We start from the raw sequence: 16,435 nt of genomic DNA on the forward strand, positions 1-16,435 counted from the left end.
CCGGCGGGCTGAGCTTGGCCTGAACTGAACTGAACTGAACTGTCAGCAAAGATCTGGCATTTGCGAACTAATGTCGCCCGTTCAAATACTGTGCACCCGAGAGTAATCAGGTGCGTGCGGATCATTCGTCTATACGGGAATACGGCGTTCCTGATGCATCGCCTCGTCGAGCCTCTGGCAGAGCTGCTCCGCGTTGCTGATGGCCGGCAAACGCCTCACGGGATGAACTGCGTCGTTGGTCGTCAGGATGATTGTGCCGGTGCCGAATAGGCGTTGCCACCATGGATGGATCGAGGTGATGCACTGAATCCGGGAAAGATCGAGAGTCGACGCACGGCGATGCAAAATGCCCTGCGTCCAAGTAATTCGTGTGGTATCGATGACGATTCGGGTGAACGCGGTCTTAACGAAGGGCAAACCGACTCCGATCAAAACCGCGCCGGCTTGTGCGAGCAACACATTCCACTGAAACGGGAAAGAGTTCGTCGTCGAGAGATGCACACCGCCAATCATAACCATGACAGCGCCCCCCTTCAGGAGCGCGGGAAGGTTGCAGACCTGCGACGGCGCTCCGCGGAAAATCACCTGATTAGCCATCGCGTATATTCCTTTCTGACCGAAGGCTCCAGTCGTCGGTCGGAAAAGGCAGTGCTGCCTGACTGGGCTTCGCCTCGGCGAACTGACTGCTGAGCAGCGAAATGCCATGGCCGTTACGCCAAGCACACTTTCACAATTGTAGCGCAGTGGTCGTTGCAGACTGCCCCACGGCCTCTTTCGGAGCGAGAACTCTCCATTGGCGGGCCGCTGCGAAAGGCCGCTGAGGCGCGAACTGAGCTGGTCGTCATCCGTTAGAGTTCGGCCAGGTGCGGACACCCGAAGCACGATGACAACGTAACTTTCTATGAGCGCTTTACCCCCGCTCAGCAGTCGTCCAGGATCAGGCCATGAATACGCGCGACGCGCGGTCGCTATCCTCACAGCCTGTGTATCCCCCAATGTCTGTCGCAGAGAATGATCCCGTAAGACGGCAGGTGCCGATGCTCGGTAGACTGTGCTTTTTGATCACAAAAGTTGCGGGAGAAGGCAGCATGGACCGCATGACGGCGATGGAAACTTTCGTAACCGTGGTAAACGCAGGTTCGTTTTCTGGCGCCGCTCGGCGCTTGAAGTTGGGACAGCCGGCGGTCTCCAAGTCAATTGCTCAGTTGGAAGAACATCTAGGCGCGCGGCTCCTGCTGCGTTCAACGAGGGGCCTCACGCCGACCGATGCGGGTCAGCGATTCTACGAGCATGCGCGACGCGCGATCGATGAGGCGGATCAGGCTGAACAGGTGGTAAGGGAATCGTCAGATGGGCTCTCAGGGCGCTTGAGGATCAGTGCTGCCGTCACGTTCGCGCGGCTGCATGTTCTGCCCGCGCTGAAAATCTTCCTCGACCAGCATCCGAAACTCAGTGTCGATATCATTCTCGACGACCGCTCTATCGATTTGCTCGAACAGGGCGTCGACGTGGCGCTCCGCATGGGCACGCTCGACGACTCGACGATGACCGCCAGGCGCGTCCTGCGCGGACGTCGGCTGGTGGTCGGGACACCGCGCTATTTTGCGGAAGCTGGCATTCCGATGACGCCGGCCGAGCTGAGCCGCCACCAGGCAGTCGTCTATTCGCTACGAGGCGGTGGAGAGTCCTGGTCGTTTAGCAGCAGTGATGGCAGCGAGGTCGCCGTGACCGTTTCGGGCCGAGTCGCCGTGAGTGCCGCCGAGGGAGTGCGCACAGCGGTACTTGGACACATGGGCCTCGCCGTCGCGTCGGAGTGGATGTTCTCCCCCGAGCTCGCCGACGGTACTGTGCAAGCCGTCCTCACCCAATGGACGCTGCCACCGATCGACGTCTGGGCGGTCTTCCCGTCCGGACGCATGGCGACGTCGAAGGCGCGCGCGTTCGTCGCTTTCGTCGATCAGCTGTTTGGCAGGCACAGTGGCAGTACGCAGGTCGACCCAGCATCCACGTTTGTCGATTGAGCCGCTTGCCCCCTAAGACAACACAATCCGGATGGGCTAGCTATCCTCTACACCTTCGCGATCGCCTTCTCGAGCACCGCAAACATGTCACCCGGATCGGATCTAAACGCATAGTCCGGATGGACTTCCGAGTACAGCACGATACCGTCGTGCCCGATGACGTAGCGCGCAGGCATAGGCAGAGTCCAGCCAGGATCGTTGTTAAACGCCGGCAGGTCGTTTCTTAGGCGCCTGTACAGATCGACGAGGTAGTCAGGCAGCGGGAAGCGCAGGCCAAATGCTGCGCTGGTCTCGCCGTTGACGTCGCTCAACACCGGGAACGCCAACTTGTTCTCGCGCACCGTCTTGCGGCTGTTAGCCCACGTCTGCGGCGAGATCGCGACCACGTTCGCCCCATTGGCGCGGATCTGCGGCAGCACTTCGTTGATCGCCTGAAGTTCCATGTTGCAGTACGGGCACCATATGCCCCGATAGAACGTCACGACAAGGGGGCCTTGCGCCAGCAGGTCGACCGAGGAGACCTCGCTTTCACTCTGGTCCTTCAGCGTGAACTGCGGAGCGCGCTCGCCTGCCTTTATCGCGCGGGCTGCCTGCCCACTTGCGATCAGTTCGGCGGTCGCGCGCGCCATGATCGGGTGGATGTCCGGCGACGCGTGACAGGGTGGCTTGCCGACCTTGAATTCAAGTTTGAAAGCATCGAGTCTGTCCTGCAGTGCCATCGCGAATCTCCTTGAGTGGTGAGGTCTTTTGGGGACCTGGGTCAGGATCGCTTGTCAGCAAAGCGGACATATGCGTTGCCGTTACGCCTGACTGCTCACGATACCCACAGGATGAAACGCCAGGATCAGCGACGGAAGACATCCCTCGTCGATAACAGTTATTCCAGGCAGGCATGTTTCGCGTGGCGCACCTGCGCCCTTTTGCAAATCGTGGCGATAACTGACATCGCAATCGGGGTTCCGATTCGGGAAAGCGTATCGCGCCAGGAATAGGAGCTATTCCTCAGCGGTTACTACCGAGTATTGCGACGCGAGCGGACGATACGCATCAACCAATGCATGAGTGCATTGGCGCACATGCAGAGGTCCGCGAGTCCCTGCGACTGGGCATGTGAGCAGACTCATCAAACTCACTATCAAGGTAATCATGACTCAAGCTCTGAAAGGCAAACTTGCACTCGTGACGGGCGCTTCTCGTGGCATCGGGGCCGCCATCGCAGCCCGTCTGGCAGGGGACGGCGCATCGGTCATCGTCCACTATGCATCGAGTCCGGACCGCGCAAAGGACGTGGTCCAGGCGATTCGCGATGCTGGTGGCGAAGCCGAGGCAGTCGGCGCGAATCTGTCGAACCCCGAGGGTGTGGCCGCCTTGATCGATTCGTTGAATGGCGTTTTCGGCGGCAAGTTCGAGGGTCGACTCGACATCCTCGTCAACAACGCGGGCACCGTCGAATACGGACTGTTTATCGAGTCGTCGGACACGTCGTATGACACGCACTTCAATCTGAATGTGCGTGCGCCGATCGAACTGGCGAAGGATGCGGCAAAGCGCATGATCAAGACGGGCTGGGGGCGCATCATTAATGTCGGCTCCGCTTTCGGTGAAGCAGCGCCGCTGCCCGGCGTAACGCTTTACATCGCGTCGAAGTTCGCCCTTCGCGGCTTCACCCGAGGTCTTTCGCGCGAGCTCGGGAAGCACGGCGTGACCGTCAACGCGGTCCAGCCTGGCCCCATCGACACCGAACTGGCTCCCCAGCCTGGAACGGAGGACCACGCAACGATGACCAGGCTCGCCAGCGTCGGCCGCTTCGGTAAGCCCGAAGAAATTGCGGCAGCAGTAGCCTACCTGGCAAGCCCCGAAGCAGGCTACACGACGGGTGAAAGTCTGACGGTCGACGGTGGGTGGATCGCCTGAGTAAGCCGAACAGCAGTTTCGCTTCCAGCAAGCCAATCAGCGAGTTTGATACTTCACCCCTTTTTTCAGGATCAGCGATCATGGCTTCTTATATTGTTTTCTTGCGGGAAAGCACACAGGACCAGATAGAACTCGATGCTTACCAGGCCAAGGCAGCGGGATCCTTTGCCGGGCATCCGGTCAAGGTACTTGCAGCCTATGGAGCGCAGCAGGTGCTCGAAGGACCGGCGCCCGAGGGCACGGTCATTGTCGAGTTCCCGGACACCGATTCTGCGCGTGCCTGGTATGACAGCCCGGAGTATCAGGCCGCAGCCCACCACCGGTTCAAGGGTGCGACCTATCGAGCCGTCCTCGTCGGCGGCGTATAGAACCGCGGACGCGCGAATTTCCGGGCGATCCAGACCCACTTGTGTTTATCGTCGGTGTATTTCGCGCGTCATCCCCTACCGGTTCCAGCTTCAATTTGACGACTGGCAAGGTGGTCTGACTTTGGGTTACCAGAGCCGGTTTATAGCCTTGATTACTTATTCGCCGCGAACGTTGAGACCGAGCAAACGACCTTCGACAAATGACGACCAATGGAAATGAACGAAGACGCCAAATTGCTCGCTTTAAGCGCAATAGCACACCGGTCGCGATTGGCCATCTTCCGGATCCTCGTTGGCGTGGGGCCGCGCGGTTTGCCCGCAGGCGAAATTTCCGTGCGACTGGGAATCGTTCGGTCCAGCCTGTCTTTCCATCTCAAGGACATGTCGCGAGCGAATCTTGTATCGGGCCGCCGAGAGGGGACCTTCATTTACTATGCCGCGGCCCTGGATACCATCCACGGAGTCATCGACTTTTTAACTGAGAATTGCCTTACGTGCCCGACCAGAATTCCTCCCCCAGATTGCGAAGAGACGAGATCCGCGATGCGGACAACCGTTTCTCCTGCGGGAGCGGTCACAAAAGCGGCGTCCCGTTAGACGGCGGCAACGGGTCGAATTGAGGCACTCACCAGCGGTCTTGGTTCGGCCACTTTCGGACGTTCGACAGTGCGTCGATGCGTGACGCTAACGTTTCGGTGTATCGGTCGGGTGAACTATTGCGCGCGAAGGAGGATCGAATTTAATAAGATGAAATGTCGTCTCTCGTCGGTGGGAACGTTGAGCTCGCCGACGGACCGAGTTCGACCCACAGCCGTCGGCCTGCCAAATCGACGGCATGACCGCGACGAGGCGCTTTGGGGCGCCACTTCTTCTGAGCATGTGCCTTTGTGGGTGCGCTCCCCGAATGCGAACATCATGGCATTGCTTGCTCGTTTGGCCCGGGTTCGCTAACGGGTGCAGGTAATGAAAGGCCCAGTCGCGGTTATCATCGCGGTCAGTTACCGGGCGGCATTCCGCCAGTCCTCCTCTTTAATCCGCTCCCGACTTCTATGAAAAGAATCGAATCGGTCGTGCTTGCTGCCGACCTTGCAGGCACCGCTGTATTCGCGTTCGAAGGTGCGTTAGCCGCGATGCACGGCGGCCTCGATCTGCTCGGCGTGATGGTGCTGTCGTTCGTAGTCGCGCTGGGTGGCGGCGTGATACGCGATCTGCTGATTGGCGCGACGCCGCCGAATGCGGTACGCGACTGGCGTTATCCCGTGCTCGCGTTCGCGACGGGACTGCTGACCTTCGTCTTTCATGGCGCCGCGCGCGAACTTCCTCCGCTGCTCGTCACAACGCTCGATGCGGCAGGGCTCGCGCTGTTCGCGGTGGCGGGCGCCCAGAAGGCGCTCAACTTCGGAATCGGACCGTTCATCGCGACGCTCATGGGCACTGTGACTGGCGTGGGCGGTGGGGTGATCCGCGACCTGCTGCTCGCGCGCGTGCCGAGCGTTCTGGTCACCGATATCTATGCGAGTGCGGCATTCGTCGGCGGTGTTGCGCTCGTCGCCGCGCGACGCTTCGAGGTGCCACCGGTCGCAACTGCGCTGCTCAGCGGCGCGGTCTGCTTCGTGCTGCGGATGCTTGCCGTCACACACGGCTGGCAACTGCCGAAGGCTGCGATGTAGACAGACCAACCGTCGCACGGCCAATTTCGCGCGCGCCGTCAACCGCGTTATAGCCCGGAGTGGGCGCCGGGCGGGCAGTAAGGCGAACTACGCTTAAAGCGCAAGGGGTGTGACACCCGACGCCCGCTGTATGGTTTGCGGTGGCTGACCGAATGCACGCAGGAACGCTTGACGCATCCGCTCCCGGTCACCAAAGCCTGTCTCTCTCGCAACGATCTCGATCGGGTGACGAGTCGTCTCCATCATCAGTCGAGCGGCTTCAACGCGAAGCCGCTCGACTGCCTTCGCGGGCGATTGACCCGTTTCCTCACGAAACACGCGGCTGAACTGACGCGGACTGAGCCGTGCCGCTTCGGCCAGCCGCTCGACCGACAAATCGCTCGCCAGGTTTTCGCTCGCGTAAGCGAGTGCCATCTGAACGCGGTCTGAGCGCGCGCCCATCTCCAGCAGCGCCGAAAACTGCGACTGACCGCCACCGCGACGCTGATAAAGCACCAGCTTGCGCGCAACCATGCGCGAGGTGTCCAGCCCGAAGTCGTTTTCGACGATCGCAAGCGCGAGATCCACGCCGGCGCTCATGCCGGCCGACGTCCAGACCTGTCCATCCACGACGAAGATGCGGTCTTCTTCGAGTTGTACGTTCGGATACTGCTTCTCGAAGTCGCGCGCATGGAACCAGTGTGTCGTTGCGCGCTTTCCTTCCAGCAGACCTGCAGCAGCCAGAACAAATGCACCGGTACAGATCGACGCAATTCGTCGCGATTGGCGCGGCGCTTTTCGAAGGTAATCCACGAGCGCAGCCGAAGGAAGGCGGCATTCGTTGTCGCCTGCCACGATGAGGGTGTCGTAGCCCCCTTCGGCAAGTGGTTCGCTATGAACCGAAAAACCCTGGGACGAAGCGATAGGTCCACCGTGCTCGGACACGATGCTGAATTCGTAAGCTGCTTCGCCGCGCAGCAGATTGGCATATTCGAAGACGCTCGCCACTGCAAGCGCGAGCGACTGGAAGTTGGGATAGACGACAAGTCCGACGGAATGCATTGATGCCTCGCGAGTCATGGCTTGATTCGTTGAAGGTAGCACATAACGGACATCAATGTGGAGGTGGGAGTGTCCGGAATCATTGCATATATGGCATTGAGGTCGTGGACGGCCGAGTTCAGAATTCGCTCCATGAACCAACGCCTTGTTGGTTCAACAATTCACTCAAGGACTAAAAATGACTTCCTCTACAAACGGTTTCGCGCTGATCACCGGTGCGTCGGCTGGCATTGGCGCCATCTACGCCGACCGACTCGCCAAGCGCGGCTTCGACCTTATTCTGGTGGCACGCAACCAGAAGCGCCTGAACGCTCTCGCAGAGCGCCTCACGAAAGAGACGGGTCGCTCGATCGAAACGATTGCCGCGGATCTCAACGACAAGGCTGCGCTCGCGAAAATCGAGACCCTGCTTCGCGAAGACCCGCGTATCACGATGCTGGTGAACAACGCGGGCATCGGCTCGGTTGCATCGGTTCTCGACGGCCACGTCGACGCCATGGAATCGATGATCAACCTGAACATCACGGCGCTGACGCGTCTCACCTACGCGGTTGCGCCTGCGTTCGTCGCCAGGGGCTCGGGCACGATCATCAACATCAGTTCGGTGGTCGGCATTGCAGTCGAGCTGTTGAACGGTGTGTACAGCGCCTCGAAATCGTACGTGCTGAGCTTCGGTCATGCGCTTCAGCGTGACCTCGCAGGCAAGGGCGTGCGTGTGCAGACCGTGCTGCCGGCAGCGACGGCAACCGAGTTCTGGGACGTCGCCGGCTATTCGAAGCAAAAGGAAGCCGCGAGCACGATGACAGCCGACGATCTGGTGGATGCCGCGCTCGTGGGCCTCGATCAGGGCGAACTCGTGAGCATCCCAACGCTGCACGATGGTGACGACTGGACGAAGTGGGAAGCCGACCGTCGCGCGCTGGCTCCCCGGTTCGCGAACGCCAAGGCCGCGCCGCGCTACACGCCGAGCGCCACGACCGCCCAGTAAGTCCGCCAACCCATCTTGCGAAAGAGATTAATCATGAACCTCCTTAAGTTCCGCGCCGCTGCGCTCGCGATGGCCACTGCCTTTGCGTTGCCGGTGGCCGTGTCGGCACAGTCACGCCGTTGGTGAACGTCATGGGTAATGCAGTAGCGGTTGGCGTAGTATCGGCGTGGGAGGGGGAACTCGATCGGTCGATGATGCAAGCGGCGCTCTACGGAGAGCGGGATCAACGCGTCTCGATCGATGGATCGGTAACGCTGAATGGGTCACAATCTGTCGATAGCAAGGCGTATTAATCGTAACGTGCAATCGCAACAGGAGAGCAGCATGCCAACTTATACCGTCATTGCGGCCGCTGGGCGGCTTACCGATCCGCAGAAGCGGGAGATCGCGCGAGACATTACACGCGTACACAGTGAGGCGACCGGCGCGCAAGGTTTTTTCGCGCAGGTGATTTTTCAGGCCATTCCGGCTGGCGATCACTTCCTCGGCGGAGCACCGCTCGTGTCGGATCTGTTATTCGTCCAGGGACAGATCCGTGCGGGCAGAAGCGCGGATCAGAAGAAAGGTTTGCTCGAAGCTCTCGTCACGCTTGTCGCAAACGCGACGGGGGCCGAAAAGCGCTCCGTTTGGGTGTATCTCTCGGAGTTATCGCCGTCCCAGATGGTTGAGTACGGTAAGGTGTTGCCCGCACCTGGAGCCGAATCGGAATGGCTCAATTCAATGCCCGAGTCCGATCGCGAATTCCTTCTCGGTATTGGGAAATAGTTGTCTTTACTTCAGGACTATCCGTCTCGCAGGTTGCTGCAAGCGGGCCCAGGAGGCGGAGATTCCGAAGGGGTTCGGCGAAGAGCGCCCAGCCGATCGTCATCGCGCAAAAAGTGCGGCCAGGCGCCATCATTCATCGCCCTATTCACTGACCCACAACCGTCCCCCGCTGCGCCAGTCCCCGCCTCGCTTTGCCTCCAACAACCGCCCCAAACCGCCAGCCCACTCAGACAATAACCAGCCCCACCCGTCCAGTCGGCTATCATGCGACTCCTCTCCGAAGTAGCTCCTTATGATTTCCGTCCGTAATCTCACCCTGCGCCGCGGCGTTAACGTCGTACTCGACAACGCGTCCGCCACCTTCACCCCCGGCGAAAAGATCGGTCTTGTCGGCCGCAATGGCGCCGGCAAGTCGTCCTTCTTCGGCCTGCTTAACGGCACGTTGCACGAAGATAGCGGTGAATTCTCGATTCCCGCCGCATACCGGATGGGCCAGGTCGCGCAGGACATGCCGGAAACCGACCAGAACGCGACCGACTTCGTCGTCGAGGGTGACACCGTGCTGCTGGCCGCGCAAGCCGAAGTCGCCGCCGCCGAGGCCAGCGACGACGGCATGCGTATGGCGCACGCCTACATGGAGCTGCACGACGCCGGTGCCCACGACGCCCCCGCGCGTGCCCAGGCGCTGATCCAGGGTCTTGGCTTCACCGCTGAGCAGCTTAGCCAGCCGGTCAACAGTTTCTCCGGCGGCTGGCGCATGCGACTGCAACTGGCGCGCGCGCTCATGTGCCCGTCCGACCTGCTGCTGCTCGACGAACCGACCAATCACCTGGATCTCGACGCACTGGTCTGGCTGGAAGCCTGGCTCAAACGCTATCAAGGAACCCTCGTCGTGATCAGCCACGACCGCGAATTCCTCGACGGGGTGACGCAGGTGACGGTGCACGTCGACAACGCCAAACTCGTGCGTTATGGCGGCAACTACAGCAAGTTCGAAGAGATGCGCGCTGAGCAACTCGTGTTGCAGCAGGCCTCGGTGGCCAAGCAGGCGGACAAGATCGCCCACCTGCAGAAATTCATCGACCGTTTCAAGGCCACGGCCTCGAAGGCGAAACAGGCGCAGAGCCGGGTCAAGGCGCTCGAACGCATGGAGAAGATCGCACCGGTGCTTGCCGATGCGGAGTTCACCTTCGAGTTCAAGGAGCCCCTCAACGTCCCGAACCCGCTGTTGTCGATGCTGGACGCGAGCTTCGGCTACCCCGCGCCGGCCGACGCGCCGCCGGACACGCCGCCCACGGTCATCGTGCGGGGCATCAACCGTTCCGTGCTGGCCGGGCAGCGCATCGGCATTCTCGGTGCCAACGGCCAGGGCAAGTCCACACTAGTGAAGACGGTGGCGCATTCGCTGGCGCCGATCGCCGGCGAAATCAGCGAAGGTAAGGGCCTGAACATCGGCTACTTCGCCCAGCAGGAACTCGACGTGTTGCGCCCGTTCGATACGCCGATGGAACACATGATCCGTCTCGCCAAGGACACGCCGCCGCAAATGCGCGCCCCTGGCCAGAGCAGCACCGAACAATCGCTTCGCACGTTCCTCGGCACCTTCAACTTCAGTGGCGACATGGTTCATCAGGCGGTTCACACGATGAGCGGCGGCGAAAAGGCGCGGCTCGTGTTGTGCATGATCGTGTGGCAGCGCCCGAATCTGCTGCTGCTCGATGAGCCGACCAACCACCTCGACCTGGCCACACGCGAAGCGCTGGCCATGGCGCTCAACGAATTCGAAGGCACTGTGATGCTGGTCAGTCACGACCGCGCCCTGCTGCGCGCCGTCTGCGATGAGTTCTGGCTGGTCACGAAGGGCGGCGTCGAGCCCTTTGACGGCGATCTTGACGATTACCAGCAGTTCCTGCGCGACGAAGCTCGTCGTTTGCGCGAAGAGGCTGTCGCAGGGTAGAGGGTCGTCGCCGGAGATACCCTCACAGGCGAGAGCGACGGGCGTTGCGTGGGAGGCGAAGCGGGGACGCCTCTACCGCCGCCCCAAATCCAACCCCACCACCCGCGCCGCCGCCGCAAGATAAACCGCCGATGGCTGCCGACGGTACTCACAAAGACACGTGTACGCCAGCTTGATCACGTGATCGTCGTTCGAAGCCACGGCTAATCGCTGCACGTCGCTCCAGCTCACGGCGAGATCAGGAACATCCCCTTCCCCGCTCGCCCGCCTGCCCACCGTCACATAAGCCGCGCACAACGCAACCCACAAGCCGGGCAACAATCGCGCCGCCATCGCCTCCGGCAATTGCGCGAAAAGAATTCGCGCCGCGTGTGAGGCGGTCACCGTGTGGAGGATCGTGAAATTTCGCGAGCGCCAGTAAGCGGCAATCGTCGCCTGCGCCACGTCATCGAGTAAACATGCCGAGACTGGAGGTGCAAGGACGGCTTGCCTGAATCGCACGTCGCTTGCAACAACGCGCAGGCGTGACGTAATCGAACTCCCTTCGACAGCGCTACCGCCCATTGCGTCGACGACATGTTCAAACGCGGCCTCGACACTTTCCGCGGCACGCCTTTCATCAAACTGCACGTCGACAGGCAGATGCGAAGAAACCAACGCCGCCAGGCCCGAAGCGATCTCGCCGGAATGCGCCGCCTCAATGCCATACGTCAGCCTGATGAGCGCGTGAAAGGCTTCGCTTGCCGGTGCAAACGGCACTTCGTTCAGCACAGCCACGATGACCGGAGCCGATCCGACTTCCGTGATCCAGTCCAGAAACAATAGACGCAAAGCACCGAACGCAGCGGCATTGCCGAGGTGCCGGGACCATTCTCCGCGCGCAATGAGCGTTTCGACCGGAGACGCGCTCAACGCGTACTCTCGCTCCCACCTATCGAAGAACGCCTGCAGTCTCTCTGCGGACGCCCCCATTTCGGCCAATGCGACAAGCGCCATCGGACAATGGTTGGTTGTGCCTCTGGCCGCCAGATCGAAGCGGGCGTTTGCATCCAGAAGTTCTTCCAGCTTGAGCCTGACAGGATCCTTCCGCATCTCGACCTCCTTTAATCAATCTCCCTCACGCGGCACCCGCACCCACCCTTCCATCAACACCCGCGCACTACGACTCATGATGGCCTTGGTCACGGTCCACTCCCCGCCGCTCTCGCGCGCCTCCGCCCCCACGCGTAACGTCCCCGACGGGTGCCCGAATCGCACCGCTTCGCGCTCGCCACCACCAGCCGCAAGATTCACCAACGTCCCCGAGATCGCCGCCGCCGTGCCGATCGCCACCGCAGCCGTTCCCATCATTGCGTGATGCAGCTTGCCCATCGACATCGCCCGCACCAGTACATCAACCTCCGCCGCCGCAACGCGCTTGCCACTAGAAGCCACATACTCAGCCGGCTTCGCGACAAACGCGACCTTCGGCGTATGCTGCCGCGTCGCGATCTCGTCGAGCTGCTTGATCAGCCCCATCCGCAACGCGCCATGCGCACGGATCGTCTCGAACATCGCGAGTGCTTTCTCGTCGCTATTGATCGCGTCCTGCAACTCCGTGCCCTTGTACCCGATCGCTTCCGCCTCGATAAAAATAGTTGGAATACCCGCGTTGATCATGGTCGCCTTCAACGTACCAACGCCCGGCACGTCAAGTTCATCCACCAGATTGCCGGTCGGGAACATCGACCCGCCGCCGCCCTCTTCTTCCGCCGCCGGGTCCATGAATTCAAGCTGAACCTCGGCCGCCGGAAAGGTCACGCCGTCCAGTTCGAAATCGCCGGTCTCCTGCACAGCGCCATCCGTCATCGGCACATGGCCGATGATCGTCTTGCCGATATTGGCCTGCCAGATCCGCACGATAGCGACACCGTCACGCGGAATCCGGCTCGGATCGACGAGTCCCGCGCTAATCGCGAACGGCCCGACCGCAGCGGAAAGGTTGCCGCAATTCCCGCTCCAATCGACAAAAGCCTGATCGATCGATACCTGCCCGAACAGGTAATCCACATCGTGATCGGGCTTGCTGCTTTTGGCGATGATCACCGTCTTGCTGGTGCTCGACGTCGCGCCGCCCATACCGTCGGTCTGCTTGCCATAAGGATCGGGGCTGCCGATCACGCGCATCAGCAACGCGTCGCGCGCGGCGCCGGGTACTTGCGCCGACTCGGGCAAATCCTGCAGGCGAAAGAACACACCTTTGCTGGTGCCGCCACGCATATAGGTAGCCGGAATCTTGATCTGGGGTGAGTGGGCCATGAAAGTGTCCTGATATGGCGAGCGGCTCTAATAAACTCTGCCGCTCGCACCCTGCGTTACGTTCGCCGCCGGGAGCCGCATGAAGTGATAAAGCCCCTTCAATGCAGTTCCAGCGGCGTAACCAATCCAACCAATCCAACAGAAAGGCTGATCAAGCAGCCTTAAGCCGCCGCCTTCGACGATTCCAGAAAATCCTGCGCGAAGCGTTGCAACACGCCGCCGGCTTCGTAAATGGAAACCTCTTCCGCGGTATCGAGCCGGCATGTCACCGGCACGTCGACACGCTCCCCGTTCTTGCGATGAATCACCAGCGTCAAATCTGCACGCGGTTTGCGTTCACCGATCACGTCGAACGTTTCAGTACCGTCGATAGCCAGCGTAAGCCGGTTCACCCCAGGTTTGAACTCCAGCGGCAGCACGCCCATGCCGACGAGGTTCGTCCGGTGAATCCGTTCGAAGCCTTCCGCCACGATCGCTTCCGCACCGGCAAGCCGCACGCCCTTAGCCGCCCAATCGCGCGACGAGCCCTGGCCATAATCGGCCCCGGCAATCACGATCAACGGCTGCTTGCGCTCCATATACGTTTCGATGGCTTCCCACATGCGGGTAACCTTGCCATCAGGCTCGATACGTGCCAGCGAACCGGCCTTCACCTTGCCGTCCTCGACCACCATCTCGTTCTTCAGCGTCGGATTCGCAAAGGTGGCGCGCTGCGCGGTCAGGTGATCGCCGCGATGCGTCGCATACGAATTGAAATCCTCTTCCGGCAGGCCCATTTTCGCGAGGTATTCGCCCGACGCACTATCCAGCAGAATCGCGTTGGAAGGCGACAGGTGATCCGTCGTGATGTTGTCGCCCAGCACGGCCAGCGGACGCATGCCTGCGAGCGTGCGCTCACCTGCAAGCGCGCCTTCCCAATACGGCGGACGTCGAATGTAAGTACTCATCTCACGCCAGTCGTACAACGGATTCGCCGGCGCGCCCGTGTCGACTGAAACCGCGAACATCGGCTCGTACACCTTGCGGAATTGCTCCGGCTTCACGCTAGAAGCCACGATCGCATCGATCTCCGCATCGGTCGGCCAGATGTCCTTCAGCGTGACCGCGTGACCGTCGGCATCGACACCGAGTACATCTTTCTCGATATCGAAACGGATCGTGCCCGCAATCGCATACGCCACCACCAACGGCGGCGAAGCGAGAAACGCCTGCTTCGCGTACGGATGAATCCGGCCATCGAAATTCCGGTTACCCGACAGCACAGCGGTCGCATACAGATCGCGCTCGACCACTTCCTTCTGAATCACCGGATCCAGTGCACCGGACATCCCGTTGCACGACGTACACGCATACGCGACCACGCCGAAGCCGAGTTGCTCCAGTTCCGGCAGCAAGCCGGCCTCTTCCAGATACAACGTGACGGCCTTCGAGCCCGGCGCGAGCGACGTCTTCGCCCACGGCTTGCGGGTCAGGCCACGCCGGTTCGCATTACGCGCGAGCAGACCGGCGGCGATCATGTTGCGCGGATTATTGGTGTTCGTGCAGCTGGTGATCGCGGCGATGATCACCGCGCCGTCCGGCATCAAACCCGGCTCGTTCTCCACCTTGCCGCTAATGCCGCGCGCCGCCAGTTCCGACACCGGCAAACGGCGATGCGGATTCGACGGCCCCGCCAACGTGCGCACCACCGTCGACAGATCGAACGTGAGCACGCGCTCGTACTCGGCGTGCTTCAGGCTATCGGCCCACAAGCCGGTTTCCTTCGCATACGTCTCCACCAGCTTGACGAGTTCGTCATCGCGGCCGGTGAGCTTCAGATACTTGATGGTCTGCTCATCGATATAAAACATCGCCGCGGTCGCGCCGAATTCCGGCGCCATGTTGGCGATCGTCGCGCGGTCGCCGAGCGTCAAACTCGCCGTACCCGCGCCATAAAATTCGAGGTACGCGCCGACCACTTTTTCCTTGCGCAGGAATTCGGTCAACGAGAGCACCACGTCGGTTGCCGTGATGCCTTCAGCCGGCTTGCCCGTCAGTTCCACACCGACCATATCCGGCAAGCGCATATACGAAGCGCGGCCCAGCATCACGCTTTCCGCTTCGAGTCCGCCCACGCCGATCGCGATCACGCCGAGCGCGTCCACCATCGGTGTATGGGAATCCGTGCCGACCAGCGTATCGGGAAACGCCACGCCGTCTTTCACCTGCACCACCGGGCTCATCCGTTCGAGATTGATCTGGTGCAGGATGCCGTTGCCCGGCGGAATCACGTCGACGTTCTTGAACGCGCGCTTGGTCCAGTTGATGAAATCGAAGCGATCTTCATTACGACGATCTTCGATCGCGCGGTTCTTGGCGAACGCGTCCGGATCGAAGCCGCCGCATTCGACGGCCAGCGAATGGTCCACCACGAGTTGCGTCGGCACCACCGGGTTGACCATCGCGGGATCGCCGCCTTGCGCGGCAATCGCATCGCGCAGGCCGGCGAGGTCGACCAGCGCGGTCTGGCCGAGAATGTCGTGACACACCACGCGCGCCGGAAACCACGGGAAATCCAGCTCGCGTTTGCGTTCGATAATCTGTTTCAGCGACGCGACCAGCGTCACCGGATCGCAGCGCCGCACGAGGTTTTCGGCCAGCACGCGCGAGGTGTACGGCAAGGTGTCGTAAGCGCCGGGCTGGATCGCGTCGACCGCGGCGCGCGTGTCGAAGAAGTCCAGTTGGGTGCCGGGAAGGCGTTTGCGGTTGGCAGTATTCATGGCGTAGGGGACGAACAGTAATGATCCGGGGACGACGGCTGGTGCCGGTCGCGATCCGCTGATCCTTTTGTTAGCGGCGCTCGGCCGGCGGATCAGTCGGACAGTGTGAGTAGTTTAGCTCGCTGTCGCGCGCTGGTTTGCTGCTGGCCGGGTAAACGCGCCGTGGCATGCCGCTGCAAAAAACGACCTTGGCTCGGGGTTTCAGCGAGCCAAGGCCTAACTTCATTGCATCGCGCTCTAGAGACGCAATGGAGGAGAAAACACAAACGGTGTTACACGCGCTTCGCGAGCGGCACGAACGGTAGATCGTCCGGACCGGTGTAATTCGCGCTCGGGCGGATGATCTTGTTATCGATCCGTTGCTCGATGATGTGCGCGCTCCAGCCGGCCGTACGGGCAATCACGAACAGCGGCGTGAACATCGCCGTCGGCACGCCCATCATGTGATACGACACCGCGCTGAACCAGTCGAGATTCGGGAACATCTTCTTCGCTTCCCACATGACCGATTCCAGACGCTCGGCGATGTTGAACAGCTTGTTGTTGCCCGCTTCTTTCGAGAGCTTTTTCGCGATTTCCTTGATGACCTTGTTGCGCGGGTCCGAAATCGTGTACACCGGGTGGCCGAAACCGATCACCACTTCCTTGTTTTCC

At 61.0% G+C, this 16,435-nt stretch carries 15 protein-coding genes; 8 read left to right on the forward strand and 7 right to left on the reverse strand.

Annotated elements, in window-relative coordinates:
- Nucleotides 1-129: 129 nt before the first annotated feature.
- Complete coding sequence (locus HWY05_RS21700) at nucleotides 130-597, reverse strand: PH domain-containing protein (protein WP_176059554.1); 468 nt, start codon at nucleotides 595-597, stop codon at nucleotides 130-132.
- 491 nt (nucleotides 598-1,088) lie between these two features.
- Here HWY05_RS21700 and HWY05_RS21705 point away from each other — a divergent pair, with 491 nt between their 5' ends.
- Nucleotides 1,089-2,021 (forward strand): LysR family transcriptional regulator, encoded by a 933-nt coding sequence (locus tag HWY05_RS21705; RefSeq protein ID WP_176059555.1) that lies wholly within the window; start codon nucleotides 1,089-1,091, stop codon nucleotides 2,019-2,021.
- A gap of 47 nt (nucleotides 2,022-2,068) precedes the next feature.
- Here HWY05_RS21705 and HWY05_RS21710 read toward each other — a convergent pair whose 3' ends face one another.
- Nucleotides 2,069-2,740 (reverse strand): peroxiredoxin-like family protein, encoded by a 672-nt coding sequence (locus HWY05_RS21710; RefSeq protein WP_176059556.1) that lies wholly within the window; start codon nucleotides 2,738-2,740, stop codon nucleotides 2,069-2,071.
- 391 nt (nucleotides 2,741-3,131) lie between these two features.
- On the opposite strand from HWY05_RS21710, the gene HWY05_RS21715 reads away from it, so the two are divergent.
- From HWY05_RS21715 to HWY05_RS21730, 4 genes are all read left to right on the forward strand, one after another.
- Nucleotides 3,132-3,935 carry a 3-oxoacyl-ACP reductase family protein gene (locus tag HWY05_RS21715; RefSeq protein WP_244146665.1) on the forward strand — a complete coding sequence of 268 codons (804 nt, stop codon included), beginning with the start codon at nucleotides 3,132-3,134 and terminating at the stop codon, nucleotides 3,933-3,935.
- Nucleotides 3,936-4,015: 80 nt separating this feature from the next.
- Nucleotides 4,016-4,303, forward strand: a complete 288-nt coding sequence (locus tag HWY05_RS21720; RefSeq protein WP_176059557.1) for a DUF1330 domain-containing protein — start codon at nucleotides 4,016-4,018, stop codon at nucleotides 4,301-4,303.
- 216 nt (nucleotides 4,304-4,519) lie between these two features.
- Nucleotides 4,520-4,900: a metalloregulator ArsR/SmtB family transcription factor gene (locus tag HWY05_RS21725; RefSeq protein WP_176059595.1), complete on the forward strand. Its 381-nt coding sequence runs from the start codon at nucleotides 4,520-4,522 to the stop codon at nucleotides 4,898-4,900.
- A 452-nt stretch (nucleotides 4,901-5,352) separates the two neighbouring features.
- Nucleotides 5,353-5,973, forward strand: a complete 621-nt coding sequence (locus HWY05_RS21730) for a trimeric intracellular cation channel family protein (protein ID WP_035555400.1) — start codon at nucleotides 5,353-5,355, stop codon at nucleotides 5,971-5,973.
- Between the two features lie 93 nt (nucleotides 5,974-6,066).
- On the opposite strand, the gene HWY05_RS21735 is transcribed toward HWY05_RS21730, so the two are convergent.
- On the reverse strand, nucleotides 6,067-7,014 hold the full coding sequence (locus HWY05_RS21735) for a GlxA family transcriptional regulator (protein ID WP_176059596.1): 948 nt from the start codon (nucleotides 7,012-7,014) through the stop codon (nucleotides 6,067-6,069).
- 178 nt (nucleotides 7,015-7,192) lie between these two features.
- On the opposite strand from HWY05_RS21735, the gene HWY05_RS21740 reads away from it, so the two are divergent.
- From HWY05_RS21740 to HWY05_RS21750, 3 genes are all read left to right on the forward strand, one after another.
- On the forward strand, nucleotides 7,193-8,002 hold the full coding sequence (locus tag HWY05_RS21740) for an SDR family oxidoreductase (protein ID WP_176059558.1): 810 nt from the start codon (nucleotides 7,193-7,195) through the stop codon (nucleotides 8,000-8,002).
- 324 nt (nucleotides 8,003-8,326) lie between these two features.
- Nucleotides 8,327-8,767 (forward strand): tautomerase family protein, encoded by a 441-nt coding sequence (locus tag HWY05_RS21745; RefSeq protein WP_035555388.1) that lies wholly within the window; start codon nucleotides 8,327-8,329, stop codon nucleotides 8,765-8,767.
- A gap of 292 nt (nucleotides 8,768-9,059) precedes the next feature.
- Entirely contained in the window at nucleotides 9,060-10,724 is a 1,665-nt protein-coding gene (locus HWY05_RS21750; RefSeq protein WP_176059559.1) for an ATP-binding cassette domain-containing protein, read from the forward strand.
- A 72-nt stretch (nucleotides 10,725-10,796) separates the two neighbouring features.
- Here the strand turns inward: HWY05_RS21750 and HWY05_RS21755 are convergent, their stop codons facing one another.
- The 4 genes from HWY05_RS21755 to HWY05_RS21770 form a co-directional block, all read right to left on the reverse strand.
- Entirely contained in the window at nucleotides 10,797-11,816 is a 1,020-nt protein-coding gene (locus tag HWY05_RS21755; RefSeq protein ID WP_176059560.1) for a questin oxidase family protein, read from the reverse strand.
- 15 nt (nucleotides 11,817-11,831) lie between these two features.
- Entirely contained in the window at nucleotides 11,832-13,022 is a 1,191-nt protein-coding gene (gene prpF, locus HWY05_RS21760; RefSeq protein WP_035555382.1) for a 2-methylaconitate cis-trans isomerase PrpF, read from the reverse strand.
- A gap of 161 nt (nucleotides 13,023-13,183) precedes the next feature.
- A complete protein-coding gene (acnD, locus tag HWY05_RS21765; protein ID WP_176059561.1) occupies nucleotides 13,184-15,781 on the reverse strand; it encodes a Fe/S-dependent 2-methylisocitrate dehydratase AcnD in 2,598 nt (865 codons plus the stop codon).
- A gap of 272 nt (nucleotides 15,782-16,053) precedes the next feature.
- Nucleotides 16,054-16,435 (reverse strand): citrate/2-methylcitrate synthase (locus tag HWY05_RS21770; protein ID WP_279614181.1); only part of this gene is annotated, 382 nt, incomplete at its 5' end.

This window comes from Paraburkholderia sp. BCC1876, assembly GCF_902833695.1.
In the GTDB taxonomy this organism is placed as follows: Bacteria; Pseudomonadota; Gammaproteobacteria; order Burkholderiales; family Burkholderiaceae; genus Paraburkholderia.